16 protein-coding genes are annotated in these 18,642 nt (G+C 48.8%); 3 read left to right on the top strand and 13 right to left on the bottom strand.

Annotated features, from left to right (window positions below; genetic code table 11):
• Window positions 1-71 precede the first annotated feature (71 nt).
• From HMPREF2675_RS09065 to HMPREF2675_RS09030, 8 genes are all read right to left on the bottom strand, one after another.
• Window positions 72-1,571, bottom strand: coding sequence for a DegQ family serine endoprotease (locus HMPREF2675_RS09065; RefSeq protein ID WP_070814786.1), 1,500 nt, complete (start codon window positions 1,569-1,571; stop codon window positions 72-74).
• Between the two features lie 245 nt (window positions 1,572-1,816).
• Window positions 1,817-3,070, bottom strand: coding sequence for a glutamyl-tRNA reductase (hemA, locus tag HMPREF2675_RS09060; protein ID WP_003684306.1), 1,254 nt, complete (start codon window positions 3,068-3,070; stop codon window positions 1,817-1,819).
• A gap of 148 nt (window positions 3,071-3,218) precedes the next feature.
• Window positions 3,219-4,082, bottom strand: a complete 864-nt coding sequence (gene rpoH, locus HMPREF2675_RS09055) for an RNA polymerase sigma factor RpoH (protein ID WP_004519690.1) — start codon at window positions 4,080-4,082, stop codon at window positions 3,219-3,221.
• A 279-nt stretch (window positions 4,083-4,361) separates the two neighbouring features.
• Window positions 4,362-5,909, bottom strand: coding sequence for an apolipoprotein N-acyltransferase (gene lnt, locus HMPREF2675_RS09050; RefSeq protein ID WP_070814785.1), 1,548 nt, complete (start codon window positions 5,907-5,909; stop codon window positions 4,362-4,364).
• Window positions 5,910-5,964: 55 nt separating this feature from the next.
• Window positions 5,965-6,831: a DUF808 domain-containing protein gene (locus HMPREF2675_RS09045; protein WP_070814784.1), complete on the bottom strand. Its 867-nt coding sequence runs from the start codon at window positions 6,829-6,831 to the stop codon at window positions 5,965-5,967.
• A 112-nt stretch (window positions 6,832-6,943) separates the two neighbouring features.
• Window positions 6,944-8,326: a TolC family protein gene (locus HMPREF2675_RS09040; protein WP_070814783.1), complete on the bottom strand. Its 1,383-nt coding sequence runs from the start codon at window positions 8,324-8,326 to the stop codon at window positions 6,944-6,946.
• 63 nt (window positions 8,327-8,389) lie between these two features.
• Window positions 8,390-10,327, bottom strand: coding sequence for a MacB family efflux pump subunit (locus HMPREF2675_RS09035; RefSeq protein WP_070814782.1), 1,938 nt, complete (start codon window positions 10,325-10,327; stop codon window positions 8,390-8,392).
• An 81-nt stretch (window positions 10,328-10,408) separates the two neighbouring features.
• On the bottom strand, window positions 10,409-11,590 hold the full coding sequence (locus HMPREF2675_RS09030) for an efflux RND transporter periplasmic adaptor subunit (RefSeq protein WP_070814781.1): 1,182 nt from the start codon (window positions 11,588-11,590) through the stop codon (window positions 10,409-10,411).
• Between the two features lie 287 nt (window positions 11,591-11,877).
• Between HMPREF2675_RS09030 and HMPREF2675_RS09025 the strand changes: the two genes are divergently transcribed.
• Window positions 11,878-12,300, top strand: coding sequence for a type IV pilin protein (locus HMPREF2675_RS09025; RefSeq protein ID WP_070814780.1), 423 nt, complete (start codon window positions 11,878-11,880; stop codon window positions 12,298-12,300).
• 117 nt (window positions 12,301-12,417) lie between these two features.
• Here HMPREF2675_RS09025 and nusB read toward each other — a convergent pair whose 3' ends face one another.
• The 3 genes from nusB to HMPREF2675_RS09010 all read right to left on the bottom strand — a co-directional run bounded on the left by nusB (window position 12,418) and on the right by HMPREF2675_RS09010 (window position 13,864).
• Window positions 12,418-12,846 carry a transcription antitermination factor NusB gene (gene nusB, locus HMPREF2675_RS09020; protein ID WP_070814779.1) on the bottom strand — a complete coding sequence of 143 codons (429 nt, stop codon included), beginning with the start codon at window positions 12,844-12,846 and terminating at the stop codon, window positions 12,418-12,420.
• Window positions 12,847-12,967: 121 nt separating this feature from the next.
• Window positions 12,968-13,447 carry a 6,7-dimethyl-8-ribityllumazine synthase gene (ribH, locus tag HMPREF2675_RS09015; RefSeq protein ID WP_036493252.1) on the bottom strand — a complete coding sequence of 160 codons (480 nt, stop codon included), beginning with the start codon at window positions 13,445-13,447 and terminating at the stop codon, window positions 12,968-12,970.
• Window positions 13,448-13,540: 93 nt separating this feature from the next.
• Window positions 13,541-13,864 carry a DUF2185 domain-containing protein gene (locus HMPREF2675_RS09010; protein WP_003748560.1) on the bottom strand — a complete coding sequence of 108 codons (324 nt, stop codon included), beginning with the start codon at window positions 13,862-13,864 and terminating at the stop codon, window positions 13,541-13,543.
• A gap of 254 nt (window positions 13,865-14,118) precedes the next feature.
• Here HMPREF2675_RS09010 and rnc point away from each other — a divergent pair, with 254 nt between their 5' ends.
• Together rnc and era are read left to right on the top strand one after the other, a co-directional pair.
• The gene (rnc, locus tag HMPREF2675_RS09005; protein WP_003683027.1) at window positions 14,119-14,838 is read left to right on the top strand and encodes a ribonuclease III; all 720 of its coding nucleotides are present in this window, start codon (window positions 14,119-14,121) and stop codon (window positions 14,836-14,838) included.
• A 64-nt stretch (window positions 14,839-14,902) separates the two neighbouring features.
• A complete protein-coding gene (gene era / locus HMPREF2675_RS09000; RefSeq protein ID WP_036493257.1) occupies window positions 14,903-15,832 on the top strand; it encodes a GTPase Era in 930 nt (309 codons plus the stop codon).
• A gap of 57 nt (window positions 15,833-15,889) precedes the next feature.
• Here the strand turns inward: era and coaBC are convergent, their stop codons facing one another.
• Entirely contained in the window at window positions 15,890-17,068 is a 1,179-nt protein-coding gene (coaBC, locus tag HMPREF2675_RS08995; protein ID WP_070814778.1) for a bifunctional phosphopantothenoylcysteine decarboxylase/phosphopantothenate--cysteine ligase CoaBC, read from the bottom strand.
• A 45-nt stretch (window positions 17,069-17,113) separates the two neighbouring features.
• A complete protein-coding gene (locus HMPREF2675_RS08990) occupies window positions 17,114-18,343 on the bottom strand; it encodes a tetratricopeptide repeat protein (protein ID WP_070814777.1) in 1,230 nt (409 codons plus the stop codon).
• Between the last annotated feature and the right edge of the window lie 299 nt (window positions 18,344-18,642).

Raw genomic sequence — 18,642 nt, 5'->3', positions numbered from 1 at the left:
AAAATACCCACTGCCTCTGACAGATGGGTATTTTATCATCTAACACATCATCATGCCGTCTGAAAATCGGACTATTGCAGATTTAGCGCGAGGAACAAAGTATTGCCGTCGCGTTGTACCAAAAGCGGTACGTTTTTGCCTGCGCTTTCCAATGCACTACGGAAAGTGGATTCGTCATTGACGCTGATTTGGCTGACGGCAATAATTTCGTCGCCGCGTTTGAGGCCGGCACGTTCGGCCGCTCCGCTAACGCGCAGAACGATTAAGCGTTGTTTGCCGTCTGCGTTTTCAACCTGCAGGGTAACACCTGCATTTTCAACGGTAAATCCGTCATGGCCGCCTTCGTGTTGCGGGTGTTCGGCTTCTTTTGCAGAAGTTTCCGTTTGCTCGGCTGCGCTGCCAAGTTTTACTTTGACATCGGTTTGTTTGCCGCCGCGCCAAATGCTCAAAGTCACTTCTTTGCCCGGCATAATCGAGCCGACCATAACAGGCAAATCGCTGGAAGCGCGGACTTCTTCACCGTTAACTTTGCGTACGATGTCGCCAACCTGCAAACCGGCTTGTTGTGCCGCGCTGTTCGGCATGATTTTGGCAATCAGTGCACCGCTTGCTTTGTCCAAACCGAAAGATTTGGCCAAATCGTAAGAAACTTCTTGAATAACCACGCCTAATTGACCGCGTTGGACTTTGCCATTGGCTTTCAATTGGTCGGCCACATTCATGGCAACATCAATCGGAATAGCAAACGAAATACCCATGAAACCGCCGCTGCGGCTGTAAATTTGCGAGTTGATGCCGACCACTTGGCCACGAAGGTTGAATAACGGGCCGCCTGAATTGCCGGGGTTGATGGCAACGTCGGTTTGGATGAACGGCGTGTAGTTTTCATTCGGCAGGCTGCGGCCTTTGGCGGAGACGATGCCTGAAGTTACGCTGTTGTCAAAGCCGAAAGGTGCGCCGATGGCGGCTACCCATTCGCCCGGTTTCAAATCTTTCGGATTGCCGATTTTGACAACCGGCAAGTCTTCTTGCGGCTCGATTTTTAAGAGGGCAACGTCGGATTGGGCATCTGAGCCGACCAGTTTGGCCGTGTATTCGCGTTTGTCGTTGAGCAGGACTTTAATGTTGCCCATGCCGGCAACTACGTGGGTATTGGTCAGGATATAGCCGTCTTTGCTGATGATGAAGCCGGAACCGAAATTCAAATCGTCGCTTTCGGTATCTTCTTGCGGCATGTCGGGCATATTGGGAACGAGGCGTTTGAAGAACTCGTAAAACGGATCGTTGTCGGGGAATTGGCTCAGGTCCATGCTGTGGTCGTCATCCGGTGTCGCAGTGCGTTTTGCCGGTGTTGCTTGAATATTGACGACTGCCTGTCCTTCGTTTTGCACCAGTTGGGCGAAGTCGGGCAACAACATACCGACTTTTCCGTCATCGGTATTGGTTTCTATGCGTTGGACGAGTTCTTTGTTTTCGTCTTTACCGAAAAAGGTGCTGACTTTGTCGCAACCTGAAAGAAGGGAAGCTGAGAGGACAGCAAGGGCCAGATATGTGTTTGTTTTAATATTCACGAAAGTTCCTTTTGCCGGTGCCTATCGTATTGTCGGTATGCGTTTGAGCCGGCAGGCAGTTTTATTGTTTGAATGCTGTTTAAATGTATAAGGTAGGATTTTTACACTTTAACGGTTTTTTTTCAAGCATTTCATTTTAAATGAAAAAATGATAATTGGGATTTTATTGTTTTAAGGCCGTCTGAAAGCTTTGGAATATGACCTGTCGGTCGGTTCGCTTCTTTCAGACGGCCTTTAAATTGTGGTCAGTCGTGTTGATCCAAATGGTAGATTTGCGCCACGGCATCGATTAATTCGCTGTTGTCCGAGCCGGCTTTATTGAGAGTGCGTGTCGGAGAGTGGAGCAGTTTGTTGGTCAGCTGAATGGAGAGGCGTTCGAGGACATCCTCGGCGGATACGCCTTTTGCGAGTTGCTTCATGGCATTTTCCAATACTTGGCGGCGCGCACGTTCGCCTTCGTCGCGCAAGGCGCGGATAAGCGGAACGCTTTGGCGGTTTTTCTGCAGGCGGATAAATTCGCTGACTTTTTCTTCCACCATGCTTTCAGCCGCCGCCGCTGCCTTTTTGCGCGCGTCTTTGCCGCTTTGGACGATGTCCATCATGTCGTCTACGGTATAGAGGTATGCGTCTTCCAATTCGCCGACTTCGGCTTCGATATCGCGTGGAACGGCCAAATCCAGCAGGAAAACGGGCATGTTGTGGCGTTTTTTCAATGCGCGCTCAACCATGCCTTTGCCGACGAGGGGAAGTTGGCTGGCGGTGGAAGAAACAACCACGTCGTAATCGTGCAAAATATCGGGCAATTCATTCAACAGGCAGGCTTCGGCGTTGACACCGAGTTTGTCGCACAATTCCTGCGCGCGCTGGTGTGTACGGTTGGCAACGGTAATGAGCTTGGGATTTTTGGCGGCAAAATAAGTGGCCACCAGTTCAATCATTTCGCCTGCGCCGATAAAGAGGACATTCAGATCGGAAATGGAAGGGAAGATTTGCTCTGCCATTTTGACCGATGCAGAAGCCATGGAGACGGAGTTTTCGCCGACAGCAGTGTCGGTACGCACTTCTTTGGCAACGGCAAAGGTTTTTTGAAACAGGGCGTTTAAGTGGGTGTTGATGCTTTCCTGTTCTTGCGCAACGCGGACGGCATCTTTGATTTGACCGAGAATTTGCGGTTCGCCCAAGACCATGGAATCTAAACCGCAGGCGACGCGGAAGGCATGTCGGACGGTTTCATTGTTATCCAAGGTATAGAGGTAAGGGCGGATTTCTTCGGCAGGCAGGTCGTGATATTGCGCCAACCAGTCGATGATTTTTTCGGTTTCACCGACGCAGTAAAGCTCGGTGCGGTTGCAGGTAGAAAGAATGACTGCTTCTTCCGCCGCCTCACTGCGCGCGAGGTTGGACACGGCATCCGGCAGATTTGCAGCTGCAAATGCCAGTTTTTCGCGTATGCTCAAGGGCGCGGTTTGGTGATTGAGTCCGACGACGGTAAGTTGCATGGTTATGGTATGACTGGATAGTGTGTGTGGTGGGTATTATAGCTTAAGTGGGCTTTAAAATGAATGTGTTGGGGGAGAAGATACAATGAGGTTTACCATCGAAAAGGCCGTCTGAAAAGATTCAGACGGCCTTCTTATCAAGAAAGGCTTAAACGGCTTCTGCTTCTTCTGCCAAGAAACCGCGCAATTTTTGCATGGCTTTGGCTTCGATTTGGCGGATGCGTTCGGCAGATACGCCGTATTCGGCAGCCAATTCGTGCAGGGTCAAACCGCCATCGTCTTGCAACCAGCGGCTTTCAACGATGCGGCGGCTGCGGTCGTCCAATTGCGCCAAGGCATTTTGCAGACCTTCGGTTTGCAGGGCGTAGTGGGCCTGTTTGGACAACTGACGGCTAGGCTCTGCATCGTGGTCGGCCAACCAGTCGATAGGGGCGAAGTTGTCCTCATCATCGTTGTTTTCTGCCATGATACCGATATCGTGACCGGTCATGCGTTGTTCCATTTCCAAGACTTCGGACAATTTGACGCCCAAATCGTCGGCGATTTCTTGCGCTTCTTTTGGAGACAAGGCATTCAGATTTTTACGCATGCTGCGCAGATTGAAGAACAGTTTGCGTTGCGGTTTGGTTGTGGCAACGCGGACCAAACGCCAGTTGCGCAAAATGAATTCATGGATTTCGGCTTTAATCCAATGCACGGCAAACGAAAACAGGCGCGCGCCGCGGCTCGGTTCGTAGCGTTTGACGGCTTTCATCAGGCCGATATTGCCTTCTTGAATCAGGTCGGCTTGGTTGAGGCCGTAGCCATCGTAGCCGCGTGCGATGGATACGACGACGCGAAGATGAGACAGAATAAGCTGTTTGGCGGCGTTGAGATCGCCTTTTTGCTGACGTTCGGCCAGTTGTGTTTCTTCTTCGGCAGTCAGCATGGGAATGCTGTTGACAGTATGAATGTATTGCTCGAGGCTACCGTTGCCGCTGTGGATAACGGGTAATGCAAAAGCTTTATTCATAAAGGATGCTCTCCTTAATTAGGCCGTCTGAAAACGGCTTTTTGTTTATTGTGTGACAAGCAGTATAACACTGCCTGTGGTTTGTTTTGTTATGGGTTGGATTTTTTCTGTAAATTAACGATAGATTCAATAGTTTTTACTGCTTGAATCGCAAGGTTTGATTGTCTTAGAAAATTTGAGTGATTTGCTAGGTTTTGGGTAAGTATATTACAAACATTTCTGTATGTAAATAGTTTTAGTAATAAAAAAGACCTTGTATAACAAGGTCTTAAAAATTTTTCATTCTGATTTCTTCCGGCCAATCAGGATGAGGAATACACCGATAACGGCCAAAATGCTGATAAGCCATGTGGAGCCGCCTGCTTTCATATAAGGCGTTTCGCCGATATAGCCTTTAACGTGGCCTTCGAGGACGGTTTCTGTATCCGGCTGGGCTTCGGCAACAATCGTACCTTTAGGGGAAATAATGGCGGTCGCGCCGGTATTGGTAGCACGAACCATGTAGCGGCCCAGTTCCATTGCACGCGCTTGGGACTGTTGAAGCTGCTGATACATGGCATTGGATTTGCCGTACCACGCCATATTGCTGATGTTGGCGAGCAGGGTGGAGCGTTTGGCCGTTGCAATGAGTTCGTCGCCGAAACCGTCTTCATAGCAGATATTGAAGGCAACTTTTTGATCTTTCATCACCAAAGGCGCTTGGTTGTCGCCGCCTTTTTGAAAGTCGGCCAAAGGCATATCCATCATTTTATAGAGGCGCTCAGTAATGGCGGGCAAGGGCTTGTATTCGCCAAATGGAACGAGGTGGTTCTTGGCGTAGTAGGGAATGGTATCGGAAGTGCTGTTGTGATAGTCGCTCAAATTGATGACTGCATTTTCGTAGCCGTTGCCGTCGGGCGTATATTGGCTGATACCGATGGCCAATGCGCTGCCGTTGCTTTGCGCCTGTTCGGCGAATTGTTCCAAGATGCCTTCGGGCAGGTCTTGGCGCATCAGCGGCAGGGCAGTTTCAGGCAGGATGACGATGTCGGCACTGGTCTTGCTGATTTGTTCGTAGTATTTCTGAATGGTCGGAATGATTTGCTCTTCTTTCCATTTCAGATTTTGCTCGATATTGCCTTGAATCAGGGCAACCGTGCTGGTGCTGCCGTCGGGGCGGGTGTATTCGGTTTGTTGGGAAATGTAGCCGACGGAGCAGAGCGCAACGATAAGGAATAAGGGCAGAAGGCGGTGTTTCAGACGGCCGTGGTTGTCAATCAGTAACACCAGCCATGCGCTGAGGAAAGCGGTTGCCAGCGTGACCATATGAATGCCGCCCAAAGGCGCGAAACCTGCCAACGGGCTGTCTTTAATGATTTGGGAATAGCCGATTGCGCCCCAGCCGAATCCGGTCAGGAAACGTTCGCGAGCAAATTCTGCCAGCGTCCATAAAATCGGCAGTAGGAGGCCGGTTTTGGCCCAGCGCGACAGGTTGCATTTTCTCCACACCCAAAAACAGATGGCCGGATAAAGCGCAAGAAACGCCGGCAGCAGGAAGGTGAGAGGGATGGCGTATGAATCCGGCAAACCTGAAACATCATGCAAGGCAGTGTGTATCCAATAAAACTGCGCCGTATAACCGATTAATCCGAACAGATAGGCAGTCATGACGGCAAAGCGCGGACGCAATTCAATCAGGCGTATCAGCGCGCCAAACAACAGCGGCATCAGCCAGAAATGATAATACGGGGCGAAAGTGAACGGTGTCGCGGCGGCAATCAAGATGACCAGCGGCCAGTACAGCAGCGGATGTTGCCAATATTGTTCGAGTTTACGGAAAATATTCATGCTTTAAATGGTATTGAGGCCGTCTGAAAAATTTTCAGACGGCAGGGAAACAAAATCAGTCTTTTTGAAACAATTTCATTGCAGGCAGGACGATTGCGCAAGCCAAGGCACCGGCGGCTACTCCGACCACCAGATTGGCGATATGTTCCATCATGCCGCTGTCCCAATGCTGCGCGTGGAGGAAATTGTGTAAAAAGCCAAGGTTGTGGGTAATCAGTCCGCCGCCGACCAAGAACATCGCCAACGTACCGACAATGCTCAAGCCGCGCATAAACCAAGGCATAAATGAAATCAAGCCGCGTCCGATACCTTGCACGGCGGCACTTTTTTGGCGCATCAACATCATGCCGAGGTCGTCAAGTTTGACGATAATGCCGACCAAACCATAGACCAATGCCGTCATGCCGACACCGATGGCGGCCATCACCAAAGAACGCGTCATCAGGTCATATTTTTCAACGACGCCCAGCGCGATAATAATAATTTCGGCGGAGAGGATGAAATCTGTGCGGACCGCGCCTTTCACTTTTGTTTTTTCGTCTGTGACTTCAGGCTCGGCATCGTGTCCGTCTTCGTGTTCATTGCGGTGTAGAAATTTGTGCAACAGTTTTTCCACGCCTTCAAAACACAAATACACACCGCCGATCATCAGCAAGGGCGTAATCAGCGCTGGCAGGAAAGCGGAAAGCAACAGTGCAAGCGGCACCAGAATCAGCTTATTGACCAGAGAGCCTTTTGCCACCGCCCAAATGATCGGCAATTCGCGCTCGGCGGATACGCCGGTTACCTGATTGGCGTTGAGCGCCAAATCGTCACCGACCACGCCGGCGGTTTTTTTGGCGGCGACTTTGGTCATCATCGCTACATCGTCCAAAACGGCGGTAATGTCGTCCAAAAGCGTAAAGAGAGAGGCGAAGGCCATAATGTTGTCCGGATAAAATCAAATAAACGCGCGATTATATATGAAAATTCAGTTGCTTGAATGTTTTTCAGACCGCCGTTGACGGAAATTAACCAAAGGCCGTCTGAAAATGCTATTTCGGCGTATAACGTCCTGCCATGGCTTTGTACACCATATTTTCGTATTTTAAAGCCTCATAGCGTTGGTTTAGCAGGTTTTGCGCCGAGCTGTATTCCGTATTCAAAGCCTCCAGCCAGTCTTTCAGTTCGTTTTTACCGTGTTGGTAGCGTACTTGATAGTAATGGCTGTTTTTCTTGTCCAACTGATAACGCTGTTCCTGATTGGCAAGGCCGGCCTGCGCGTTTTTGTAGCCAAGGTAGTTGGTGTTGACCTCGTTGAGCGCGGTGGTCAGGGCTTTTTCAAAATTCAGCTTGGCACTGTCCATCTCCGCTTGTACGGTTTTGTCTTTCCATTTCATGGTCTGCCAATTAAGGAAAGGCAGATTGATGGTGGCCGAGCCGCCCAACATGGGGATATTGAACGTGCTTTTTGCTTTGTCGGAAGACGTACTCAAACTTGCGCCCAAAGTAATCGACGGATACCAACTGCGTTTTTGCGCGTTGACCGATTGTTGCGACGCTTGCAGGCGGTATTCGGCGGCGCGCAGGTCGGGGCGGTTGGCCAAAACGGTAATCGGCACGTCCAAGTTCACGCCTTTGACCGGCAACAGGCGGAACTGTGCCGGATCGGCGGCCATGTTTTCAGACGGCCTTAAATTCAACAAATTACGCAAAACCTGTTTTTGCGTATCCAAATTGTTTTGCAAAGACAACAGGCTGTTTTCCGCACTCAGCAATGACTGTTTGGCTTGGGTCGGCTGGCTGGAGTCGGCCCGGCCGTAGCGGAACTTGGCATTCGCAATGCGGTTGATTTCCTGATATTGCTTCAGCGATTTTTTTGCCAACTCGATGGCTTCGTTCAGATAGGCGATATTGAAATACGCATCGGCGACATTATTAATCAAAGTCAGGCGTGTGTTGGCCATGTCTTCATGCGTGGCTTGGTATTCCCATACCTGCGCATCGGCAGTGGCACTGAGTTTGCGCCACAAATCCAATTCGTAGCTCAAACCAAGCTGGCTGCTGAAGGTATTGCCGTGGCTGCCGGTTTTCAGGTTTTTAGAAGCGTTCGCGCCCAACGAGCCGCTGAACGAAGGCACCAAATCCGCACCCAAAATATTGGCTTGATACAAAGCTTTGTTGACGCTGATGGCGGCCTGTTTCAAATCGACATTGTTGGCCAGCGCCTGCTCCATCAGCGCATTAAGCTGCGGGCTTTGGTAGATTTCCCACCAGTTGCCGTTTACATCGTAGCGTTCGGCAGTTTCGGTCGCGCTCATGACTTGGCCGGTTGCTTCCAGTGTCAGGTTCGGGTTGGCTTTGGGTGCGGCGCACGCACTTAGGGCAAGAGCAACAGCCAATGATAAGGCTGCTTGGGAAAAAGGTTTCGTCTTCATAAAAAATCTTTCGGGTAACAGCATTTCAGACGGCCCCAAGATAATAGGCCGTCTGAAACATAATCAATCCTGAGCCAGCGCATCAATCGGGTTGAGCTTGGAAGCTTTGTTGGCGGGCATAAAGCCGAACGCGACGCCGATGGCGGTGGAGCAGACAACTGCGCCGATGACGGAAGTCATGGAAATGCTCATCGGGAAGTCGGTAACAAAGTAGTTGAACACCAGGCTGATGCAGGCAGACAACAATATGCCGGACAAGCCGCCGATGATACAGATTAAGACGGCCTCAATCAGAAACTGTTGCAAAATATTGTTGCGGCGTGCGCCGATTGCCATGCGGACGCCGATTTCTTTGGTGCGCTCGGTAACGGAGACCAGCATGATGTTCATCACGCCGATACCGCCGACCACCAAAGAGATGACCGCGATGGAAGAAATCAGCAGCGTCATGGTGCCGGTCGTGCTTTCAACCATTTCTTTGATGCTGTCGCTGTTGTTCATAAAAAAGTCTTCTGTACCGTGGCGTGCTTTCAGCAGCTCGGTCAGGCTTTTTTCGGCAACTTGCGTGTTGGCATCGTCTTTGATTTTGACAACGATGGAATTGGTATGGCTCTCGCCGGTAATTTGGTGCATGACCGTTGTATATGGCGACCAAAGCATCAGCGAGTCGGAATTACCAAACGAGTTGTCATCCTTTTTCATAATGCCGATGACGGTTAGCGGGCGTTTTTTGAAAAGGATGGTTTTGCCTAAAGGATTGACACCTTCGCCGAAGAGTTTGGTTTTGGTGTTTTGGTCGATAACGACGACTTGTGCATCGGTTTTTACATCGTCATCATCAAACAGACGGCCTTCTTCCAATTTCAAACCGCGCACGTCGAAATATTGTTCGCCTACGCCGTAAAGCGAGGCGGTCAGGTCGGTGTTGCGGTAGGTTAAGGTACCGCCGGAGCTGGTTTGAGGGGTGGCAGAGGCGACGTAGCTTTGTTGGCTGATGGCTTTTGCGTCATTAATTGTCAGTGTCTTGATTCGTCCGCTGCGGCGGTCGCCAAAACCACGGCCGGGGAAGATGCTGATGGTGTTTGTGCCCATCGAGTTGATGTCTTCCAAGATTTTTTGTTGAGAACCATTACCCAAGGCCACTACCGATACCACCGAAGCGATACCGATGATAATCCCCAGCATGGTCAGCAGCGAACGCATTTTGTGCGCCATAATCGCCTGTACCGACATTTTGAATGCTTCCATAAATTGATCGTAATAAAACGACCAGGAAGCTTTTTCTTTAATCCTCTCCACTTTGCTGGGCGGAATGTCGGTATTTTTAGACGTGTCCGAAATAATCTGACCGTCGCGGATTTCGATGACGCGGTTCGCATTTGCCGCAATGCCCGGATCGTGGGTGACCATAATCACGGTATGCCCGTCTTCGTGCAGCTTGTGGATGATTTCCATCACATTTTTACCGCTGGCGGTATCCAATGCGCCGGTCGGTTCGTCAGCAAAGATGATTTCGCCGCCGTTCATCAACGCGCGGGCAATCGAAACGCGTTGTTGCTGACCGCCGGAAAGTTCGCTGGGTTTGTTGCCTTCTTTATTTTGCAAGCCCAAATCGCCCAACAGTTTTTCCGCACGTTCCGCGCGCTCTTTGCTGTCCATGCCCATATACACGGCAGGCAGGGCGACGTTGTCCCGGGCGGTCAGCGAGCTTAACAGGTTGTAACGCTGGAAAATAAAGCCGAAACGCTCACGGCGCAAAGCCGCCAGTTCGTCCGGCTGCATTTGCGATGTTTCGATGCCGTCGATTTGATAAGAGCCGGAAGTGGCGGTATCCAGACAGCCCAAGATATTCATCAGCGTCGATTTGCCCGAGCCGGATTGGCCGATAATCGCCACAAAGTCGCCTTTCTCAATAGAAAGGCTGACATCTTTCAATACGTGCACACGGTTTTCACCGCTACCGAAAAAACGGTTGATATTCTTACATTCGATTAAACTCATAATCTTTCCGGGCGAAAAATAGAAATACAGGAACTAAGGCCGTCTGAAACACAGCCAAACCTTTCAGACGGCCTTAATCAATCAGCGAGGAGGGCCGCCACCCATCATCGCGCGTTCGCTGCTCTTATTCTTTTCATCTGCGCTCATTTCAGAAACGATCACTTTTTCGCCTTCTTTCAAGCCGCTTTTGATTTCGGTATTCATACTGTCTTTCAAACCGACGGTTACTTCGCGTTCTACCGCTTTATTGTCTGCGCCCAAAATGCTGACATAGGATTTGCCGTTATGTTTTTTCACGGTCAGCGTCGGTACCAGTAAAACATTCTTCACGCCGTTGATTTCGATCGTGTTTTGAGTGGTCATACCGATAGAAAGTTTGCCTTCGGGATTCGGTACAAGTGCGCGGGCATAGTAGTAAATCGCATTGGAAGTCGTGTCCGTGCTGCTGGTGTAGTTGCCCAAAGACATGGTGGTCAGGCCGGGGTCGACACTGTCTAATTTCGCTTTAATCGGGGTGTCCGGCTCGGACAAAATGGTGAATGAAATATCCTGACCGGCTTTGACTTTCGTGATGTCGCCCTCTGCAATCTGCATTTTGTTTAACATGGTTTCCAGATTTGCCAGCTGGATAATGGTCGGCGTAGATTGCGCCGCATTGACGGATTGGCCTTCTTCAACAGGAATGGCGACCACGGTGCCGTCCATGGTGGCGGTAATCCGCGTGTGTCCCAGTTCGGATTCGGCTGTATTGATGGAGATTTTGGATTGTTTGATGGAGGCCTTCAGTTCGGCGACATTGGCTTTGGCTGCGGCTAAAGAGTCTTGTGCAGATTCCAAATCTTCTTTGGAAGTGGCCTGTTCTTTCCATAAGGCAAGTTCGCGTTTATATTTTTTCTCCGCACTGGAAAGCGCAATTTCGGCAGAAACCAATTTTGCCTGATAAGTTTCCAGTTTGGATTTTTCGGTATTTAAGGTATTGAGCTGATTGGTTGAGTCGATTTCTGCAATCAAATCGCCTTTTTTCACTTGTTGGCCCAGTTTCACATACAATTTTTTAATCTGACCCGAAGCTTCCGCGCCTACGGATACCAAATTGGAAGGCGAGATTTCGCCGGTTGCCGATACGGTTTGACGGATATCGCCGCGTTTGACCACTTCCGTAATAAAAGAAGACTGAGGCTCAGGCTTCATCAAAGACCAGCCGCCGAAAGCCGCAGCCACGATAACAGCCGTACCGGCCGCCCACTTGAAAACTTTAGACATATAAAAGGAACCAATTCAATAAAATAACGTCGCAGACAAGCAACAAATGTATTGATAGAAACAAAAAAACAACTGGATTTTACTGTAAAGACCAAGGCCAACCAAGAGACGGTCGGTTTAAATTGAAGTTTAACTTATTGAAATAGAAAATAAAGGGCTGGAAACATTTTTCAGAACTTGCACCTCATTTACATAAATTCCCAAACTCCCTCCGAATCTGAACATTTAAGCCGCAAGAAATACTATAATATCCACGTCTTATTCTAATTATTCACGACATAAATACAATGAAACATCAACAAGGCTTCACGCTTATCGAGCTGCTGATAGTCATTGTGATTGCAGCCATTCTTGCTACCATCGCATATCCGTCTTATCAAAACTACATCCGCCAAACGCGCCTTGCCGCCGTCCGCACGCAGATGCTGCATAACGCCCAACAGCTCGAACGCTACTACACTCAAAAAAGTACATTTGAAGGGTTTTCTGATGAAAATTTACAGCAGAATCAATATTTCAATATTAGTTTTTCCGAAGGTACGGCTTCTATGCCTAATCCTTCCGATTCAGGTTATATTTTGAAGGCTGAACCCAATAAAGAAACCAACGCTAATGAAACCTGTACCGTTTATTACAACGACAGCGGTATCATCTGGGCAAGCAGCGACAAGCAAAACTGCCCCGGTTATGAAATGCCAAAATCAGAATAAATCGAAATATAAAAGGCCGTCTGAATTTCAGACGGCCTTTTTGATGGTTTGGCTGTATAAGCAGATGAGCCTAAACAGGACAAAGATCAGTAATCTCGACCTGATGTGAAGCTAATCTTAGCCTTTGCGGCGCGGTTCGTTAGGGCGGATACGGGAAGCCAGTTGGTCGAGGATGCCGTTGACGAATTTATGGCCATCGGTGCCGCCGAAAGTTTTGGTGACTTCGATGGCTTCATTGATGATGACGGGGTAGGGGGTCTCAGGCATGGTGCTCAGCTCATGGCAGGCAACCAGCAAAACGGCGCGTTCGATAGGACTGAGGTCTTTCTCGTCGCGGTCGAGCAGGGGGCTGATTTTTTCCATGTATTCTTCGGCATGGGTTTGTGCGCCGAAAAACAGTTTGTTGAACAGCTCTTCATCCATATTGGAAGATTGGGACAGTTCGTGGATGTTTTTGGCAATTTCGGGAGCGGCAGTTTTGTTGATGCCTGCTTGATAAATAGCTTGTACGGCAAGCTCGCGTGCGCGGCGGCGTGGGCTTTTCATGGGTATTCCTTGTGAAGAGAGTGCCGATGGTTGTCGGCTGAATATTGAATGATTCAGACGGCCTCAATGTCATGATTGAGAGGCCGTCTGAAAATATACGGTATCCAATACGGGGAGAAGCTTATTCTTCGTCGTCTTCGTATTGTTCTGACAAAAGATGGTTGACCAAGTTGGCACATTCTACGGCAACTTTGGCTGCATCGGAGGCTTTTTCTTCGATACGTGCAACGGCTTGTTCGTCGTTTTCAGTCGTCAGGATGGCGTTGGCGATAGGGATGTTGTAGTCAAGGGCAACGCGGCTGACACCTGCACCGGACTCATTGGATACCAATTCAAAGTGGTAGGTTTCGCCACGAATGACAACGCCGATGGCAATCAGGGCATCGAATTGTTCGGATGAAGCGAGGTTCATCAGCGCGATAGGCACTTCAAGCGCGCCGGGAACGGTGGCAAGCGTGATGTTGTCTTCGGATACGCCCAATTCTTTTAGGGTGCGGCAGCAAACTTTGACCATTTCGCTGCCGATTTCGTTGGTGAAGCGGGCTTGAACGATGCCGATGCGCAGGTTGGTGCCATCGAGGCGTGGTTCGATAATGTTCATGATGATTCCTTCAATATTTGTGAAATAGGGATTCGGCTCGGTTTCAGACGGCCTTGTTATAAAGAAGGCCGTCTGAAACGAAATGGGGATGGATTATTCTTGCGGCTGCCAATCGGCAACGGCTTGGAACTCGCCGTCTTCGTTCAATTCCCACGCGCTGCCTTCTGCCTGAGTTAGCAGGGGCGCGATGTCGGGATTGTCTGCGGTAATGGCGGAGAGGCTGACAATGCTGAAATTGTCGGGATTGTCGGTGTATTCGTCGGTTTCGTCGCCGCTGAAAATACGCCAGCCGCTGTCGTTTTCAAACACGGGGGCTTCGCGGTAGAGGAAGCCGACGGGTTCGCCTTGTTCGGCGACGGTGTTGGTAACGATGCAGCGGTCGAGCGCTGCGGCCAATGCTTGGGCAAATTTGTTCATGGAGTTGACAAAGAGATGATTTGGCATGATTTTACACGATTCGCCGCTTTTCCGCACGGATGTGTGCAGGGGCGGTTTGATGGTACAATGTCGGCAAGTGCCGTCAGGTTTGAACATGACGGCTTTTGATTGTTTATCGGCTTGAGGGACGCAAGAAACAATGAGCCAAAATAAAAAAGTTGCCGGTGTAGCCTTTTTATTTTGTTTCACTGCGGATGAGGCGTGCTTTCCGGCTGTTTTTTTGAAAGTATGGAATGAAACCTGATTTGCTCAAACAGCAGGCGCATCGAGCGATTCAAAAGCGTCTGGGCTATGAGTTCCGCAATATGGAGCTGCTTCAGCAGGCTTTGACCCACCGCAGCTACAATGCCAAACACAATGAGCGTTTTGAATTTGTCGGCGATTCGATTTTGAACTATTCCGTGGCGAGGATGTTGTTTGATGCGTTTCCGAAATTGTCGGAAGGCGAGCTGTCGCGGATGCGCGCGGCTTTGGTAAATGAAGGCGTATTGGCTGAAATCGCGTTGGAAATGAATGTCGGCGACGGTTTGTATTTAGGTGCCGGCGAGTTGAAGAGCGGCGGTTTCAGACGGCCTTCGATTTTGGCCGACGCGATGGAAGCAATGTTTGCGGCGGTCAGCTTTGATGCTGATTTTTCTGCGGCGGAAAAAGTGGTTCGCCATTTGTTTGCGGAACGCGTGAAGCGTGCGGATTTGAATATCGGCAAGAAAGACAGTAAAACCGCTTTGCAGGAAGCCTTGCAGGCACGCCGCTTTGCCCTGCCGAAATACCGAATCGAAGAGCAGGCGGAGCAGACGGCCGATGCGATGTTTGTGATTTCCTGCGATTTGGGCGAACTCGGTTTCATCTGTAATGCACGCGGCAGCAGTCGGAAAGTGGCCGAGCAAAAAGCGGCATGTGAAGCCTTAGAGTGGTTGGAACAGAAGTTTCCTTTGAAAAAAGCTAAAAAATAATACTTCAGACGGCCTTTGAAAAAATGCAAAGGCCGTCTGAAACAATCAAGAAAGTCATATATAAATGGATATCGAAACCTTTTTGCAAAACGAGTCGCAACACCCGACAGATTATCGTTGCGGCTTTGTGGCCATCGTGGGTCGTCCGAATGTCGGCAAATCCACGCTGATGAACCATTTAATCGGTCAGAAAATCAGTATTACCAGTAAAAAAGCACAAACCACGCGCAACCGTGTAACCGGTATTTACACCGACGATACGGCACAATTTGTGTTTGTCGATACGCCGGGTTTTCAAACCAATCACCGCAATGCCTTGAATGATCGTCTTAATCAAAACGTCACCGAAGCGTTGAGCGGCGTGGATGTGGTGGTTTTTGTGGTGGAAGCCATGCGTTTTACCGATGCCGACCGCGTGGTGTTGAAGCAGTTGCCTAAGCATACGCCTGTGGTATTGGTGGTCAATAAAATCGATAAAGACAAAGCCAAAGACAAATTTGCGCTTGAGGCGTTTATCAATGAAGTACGCCAAGAGTTTGAGTTTGCCGCCAGCGAGGCAGTCAGCGCGAAACATGGCCTGCGTATTGCCAATCTGCTGGAGCTGCTCAAGCCGTATCTGCCGGAAAGTATCCCGATGTATCCGGAAGATATGGTGACGGACAAATCCAGCCGATTCCTGGCGATGGAAATTGTGCGCGAAAAATTGTTCCGCTATTTGGGCGAAGAGCTGCCGTATGCGATGAATGTTGAAGTGGAGCAGTTTGAGGAAGAGGAAAGCGGACTGTTCCGCATTTATATCGCGGTGTTGGTTGATAAAGACAGCCAAAAGGCGATTTTGATTGGCAAGGGTGGGGAGAAATTGAAGAAAATTTCTACTGAAGCCCGCCTTGATATGGAGAAATTGTTTGATACCAAAGTCTTCTTGAAGATTTGGGTGAAAGTGAAATCCGGTTGGGCAGACGATATTCGTTTCCTGCGCGAATTGGGTTTGTGATTTAATGTGTTCAAACAGAAGGCCGTCTGAAAAATTTTCAGACGGCCTTCTGTTTGATTAAGACAACAATTCAGCCAGACGTTTGACGATTTCATCCGCTGCTTGGCGCTTGGATGTTTCCGGAAAGGAGGTTTCGGCAAGGTCATCAATAATGGTGATTTGATTGGTTGGCTTACCCATGGAAACGGAAACTTGGTTGGCCACCAGCATCGGTACGTTTTTGCGCAAACGTTTTGCCCGAGCAAATTCCAAAACCTGATGGCTTTCGGCAGCGAAGCCGACGCAGAACGGCGGAGAAGGCAAGGTGGCAACGGATGCGAGAATATCCGGATTTTCCGTCAGTTCGATAACCGGAGGCTGATCGCCGTTTTTCTTCAGTTTCTCGTTGCTGCTGTTTTTGATTTTATAGTCGGCAACGGCTGCGACAGAGATAAAGACATCTTGTTCATGGATATGGCGATGAACTGCCTGATACATGGCTTCTGCGCTGACAGCCTGTTCAGAATGAGCCAAGTCTGCGGGTAAGGCCGTCTGAATTTGACCGTAAATCAGCGTGACTTCCGCTCCGGCAGCACGGCACGCACGCGCTAAAGCCATGCCCATTTGTCCGCTGGAAATATTGGTAATGCCGCGGACAGGATCGATGGCTTCAAACGTTGCGCCGGCTGTAATCAGAACTTTTTTGCCGCTCAGCAGCTTGGGTGTCCATAAATCCTCTAGCAAATCTGCCAGATCGACTGCTTCGACCATTCTGCCTGTGCCTGTTTCACCGCAAGCCTGTTCGCCACTGTTTGGGTAAAACACGGTAATGCCGTCTGAAGCCAGCTGCTCAATATTGCGTAGGTTGGCAGGGTTGTTCCACATTTCGACATTCATTGCAGGCGCAACGGCCAAAGGACATTTTCTGGCTGCAGCCAAAGTAGTCAGCAGGTTGTCGGCCAATCCGTTGGTAATTTTGGCAATCGTATTGGCAGTTGCAGGCGCAATAAGAAACGCGTCAGCTTCACGCGTCAGATTGATGTGCGCCATGCCATTATTGGAAGCGCCTGAATAAGTATCCGATAACACGGGATTGCCGCTTAAAGCTTGGAAAGTCAGCGGAGAGACAAATTCCGTCGCAGAATCCGTCATCACCACCGAAACAGAATGCCCCTGTTTTTTCAGCAGTCTGACCAGTTCACACGATTTATACGCCGCAATACCGCCGGTGATACCGAGGAGAATGTGTTTGCTCATAAATAACGGGTTCATGAAATGAGATATATTAGGAATCAAATCAAATTAGATTTGTTCGATGTTGATTCTGGCCAGTTTTGCTTTAATCGCATTGCCATATCTCTTCGGCAAAAATGCTGAAACCACCCCGTTTTTCACTTCAGTCACATAACTGCAGACTTTAAATTCAGGAACAGCATTGAGCGAGTAGTCCGGATTGACCAAAGGCGAAGCACTGGAGTACAGCGTCCATCTTGCCAGGCTGCCGTCTTCATAATCAGTCGTTGCGTTAAAGCTGGTAACCCCTTCGCTAAAAGCGATTTGATAATTAGGGTAAAACTCGCCGGGAATTTCGTGTGCATTACAGAAATCAAATAATCTGTCATGTGCAAACAGATTCTGACGGATATATGCCCACAATTCTTTTTCTAGAAAATCTTGGTCGGCAAAATGTCTGGAAGGATAGCCCTCGTCGACAAAGTTTTGAATCCTTTCCTGCATATCTGGGACTGCGCCCGCTTTAGCACCCCACATACCCGCAAGAATTAGGGCAGTATGCGAGCCTGAGTCGCGAATAGTGTGGAATAGTGTGCCACTTTTTATCCATTCGGATACGGCTGCAGCATCACGATAGCAAATAATAGAATCTGCATCACGGAAAATAACGTATTCAACCTCGGGATCATTAATGGCAAGAAAGCGCCACATCGTACCCGGCCAGTTGTCCAACGGTGCGCCAACTTTAATTACTTCTGCTCCGTTATTTCTAAATCGTTGAATAGCTTCAGCCGATACAGAATCGTCGACATAAAAACGACATGTCCAACCAGGGAAAAGCACAGGCGCAAGCTGGGTATTTAAGACGGCAGGCTCAATATATTTGGAATTATTGCCAAATAAAGAAAAGGAGATAATCCGTTTGCCGTTTTTTGGAGCAGGTGTCGGAATGATTTCATGTTCTAGGTCTGGGATGGCTTTATCTTTTAGAACCAAAGCCTGATGACCGTAAAACCCAGTTTTTTCCCAATTATCTAAAGCGCCATAAGCATGTGCAAGTAAATCCAAAGCAGGAATATAGGTACTATCCAGCTCTAGCGTTTTCATTTCAGCCTCAATGGCTTTTTCCCATTTCAATTGCTTCAGATAGGCATAAGCAACTTTATGATGAAATTCTGCAGATTTGGGATTGAGAAGGCAAAGAATCTCGGCACGTTTTAGTGCTTCCTCGTAATTTTCCTCTTCGATAAAAGAGTGATATGCTTGTTCAAATTTTTGTTGAATCTTTTCGTTACTCATAATAGGGACTATTCTAAATTTATGATTGTTTTATTGGAGAAAGTAGAGATTGTAAGAGTAGATGGGACTAAAGCGCCAGTAATATAGAAATATAGAGATATAGAGTGTTTGAATGTAGCAATTAAGAGTAAAGCCACAGGACTATTTATCTTAGGGTATCTGGTTTATCTATTGAACGATAAAATTGAACGATAAAATTAAATAAATTTTAAATTATTTAAATACAGATAGTTGCGAGAAATTTCTGGTTTTTTTTGAAATTGGGTATTGACTGGTTTTGTTGGTAGGCGTATAGTTCG

The sequence above is a fragment of the Neisseria sp. HMSC061H08 genome, assembly GCF_001836795.1.
Classification (GTDB): domain Bacteria; phylum Pseudomonadota; class Gammaproteobacteria; order Burkholderiales; family Neisseriaceae; genus Neisseria; species Neisseria subflava_A.
This window is presented reverse-complemented; position numbering and strand designations above follow the sequence as displayed.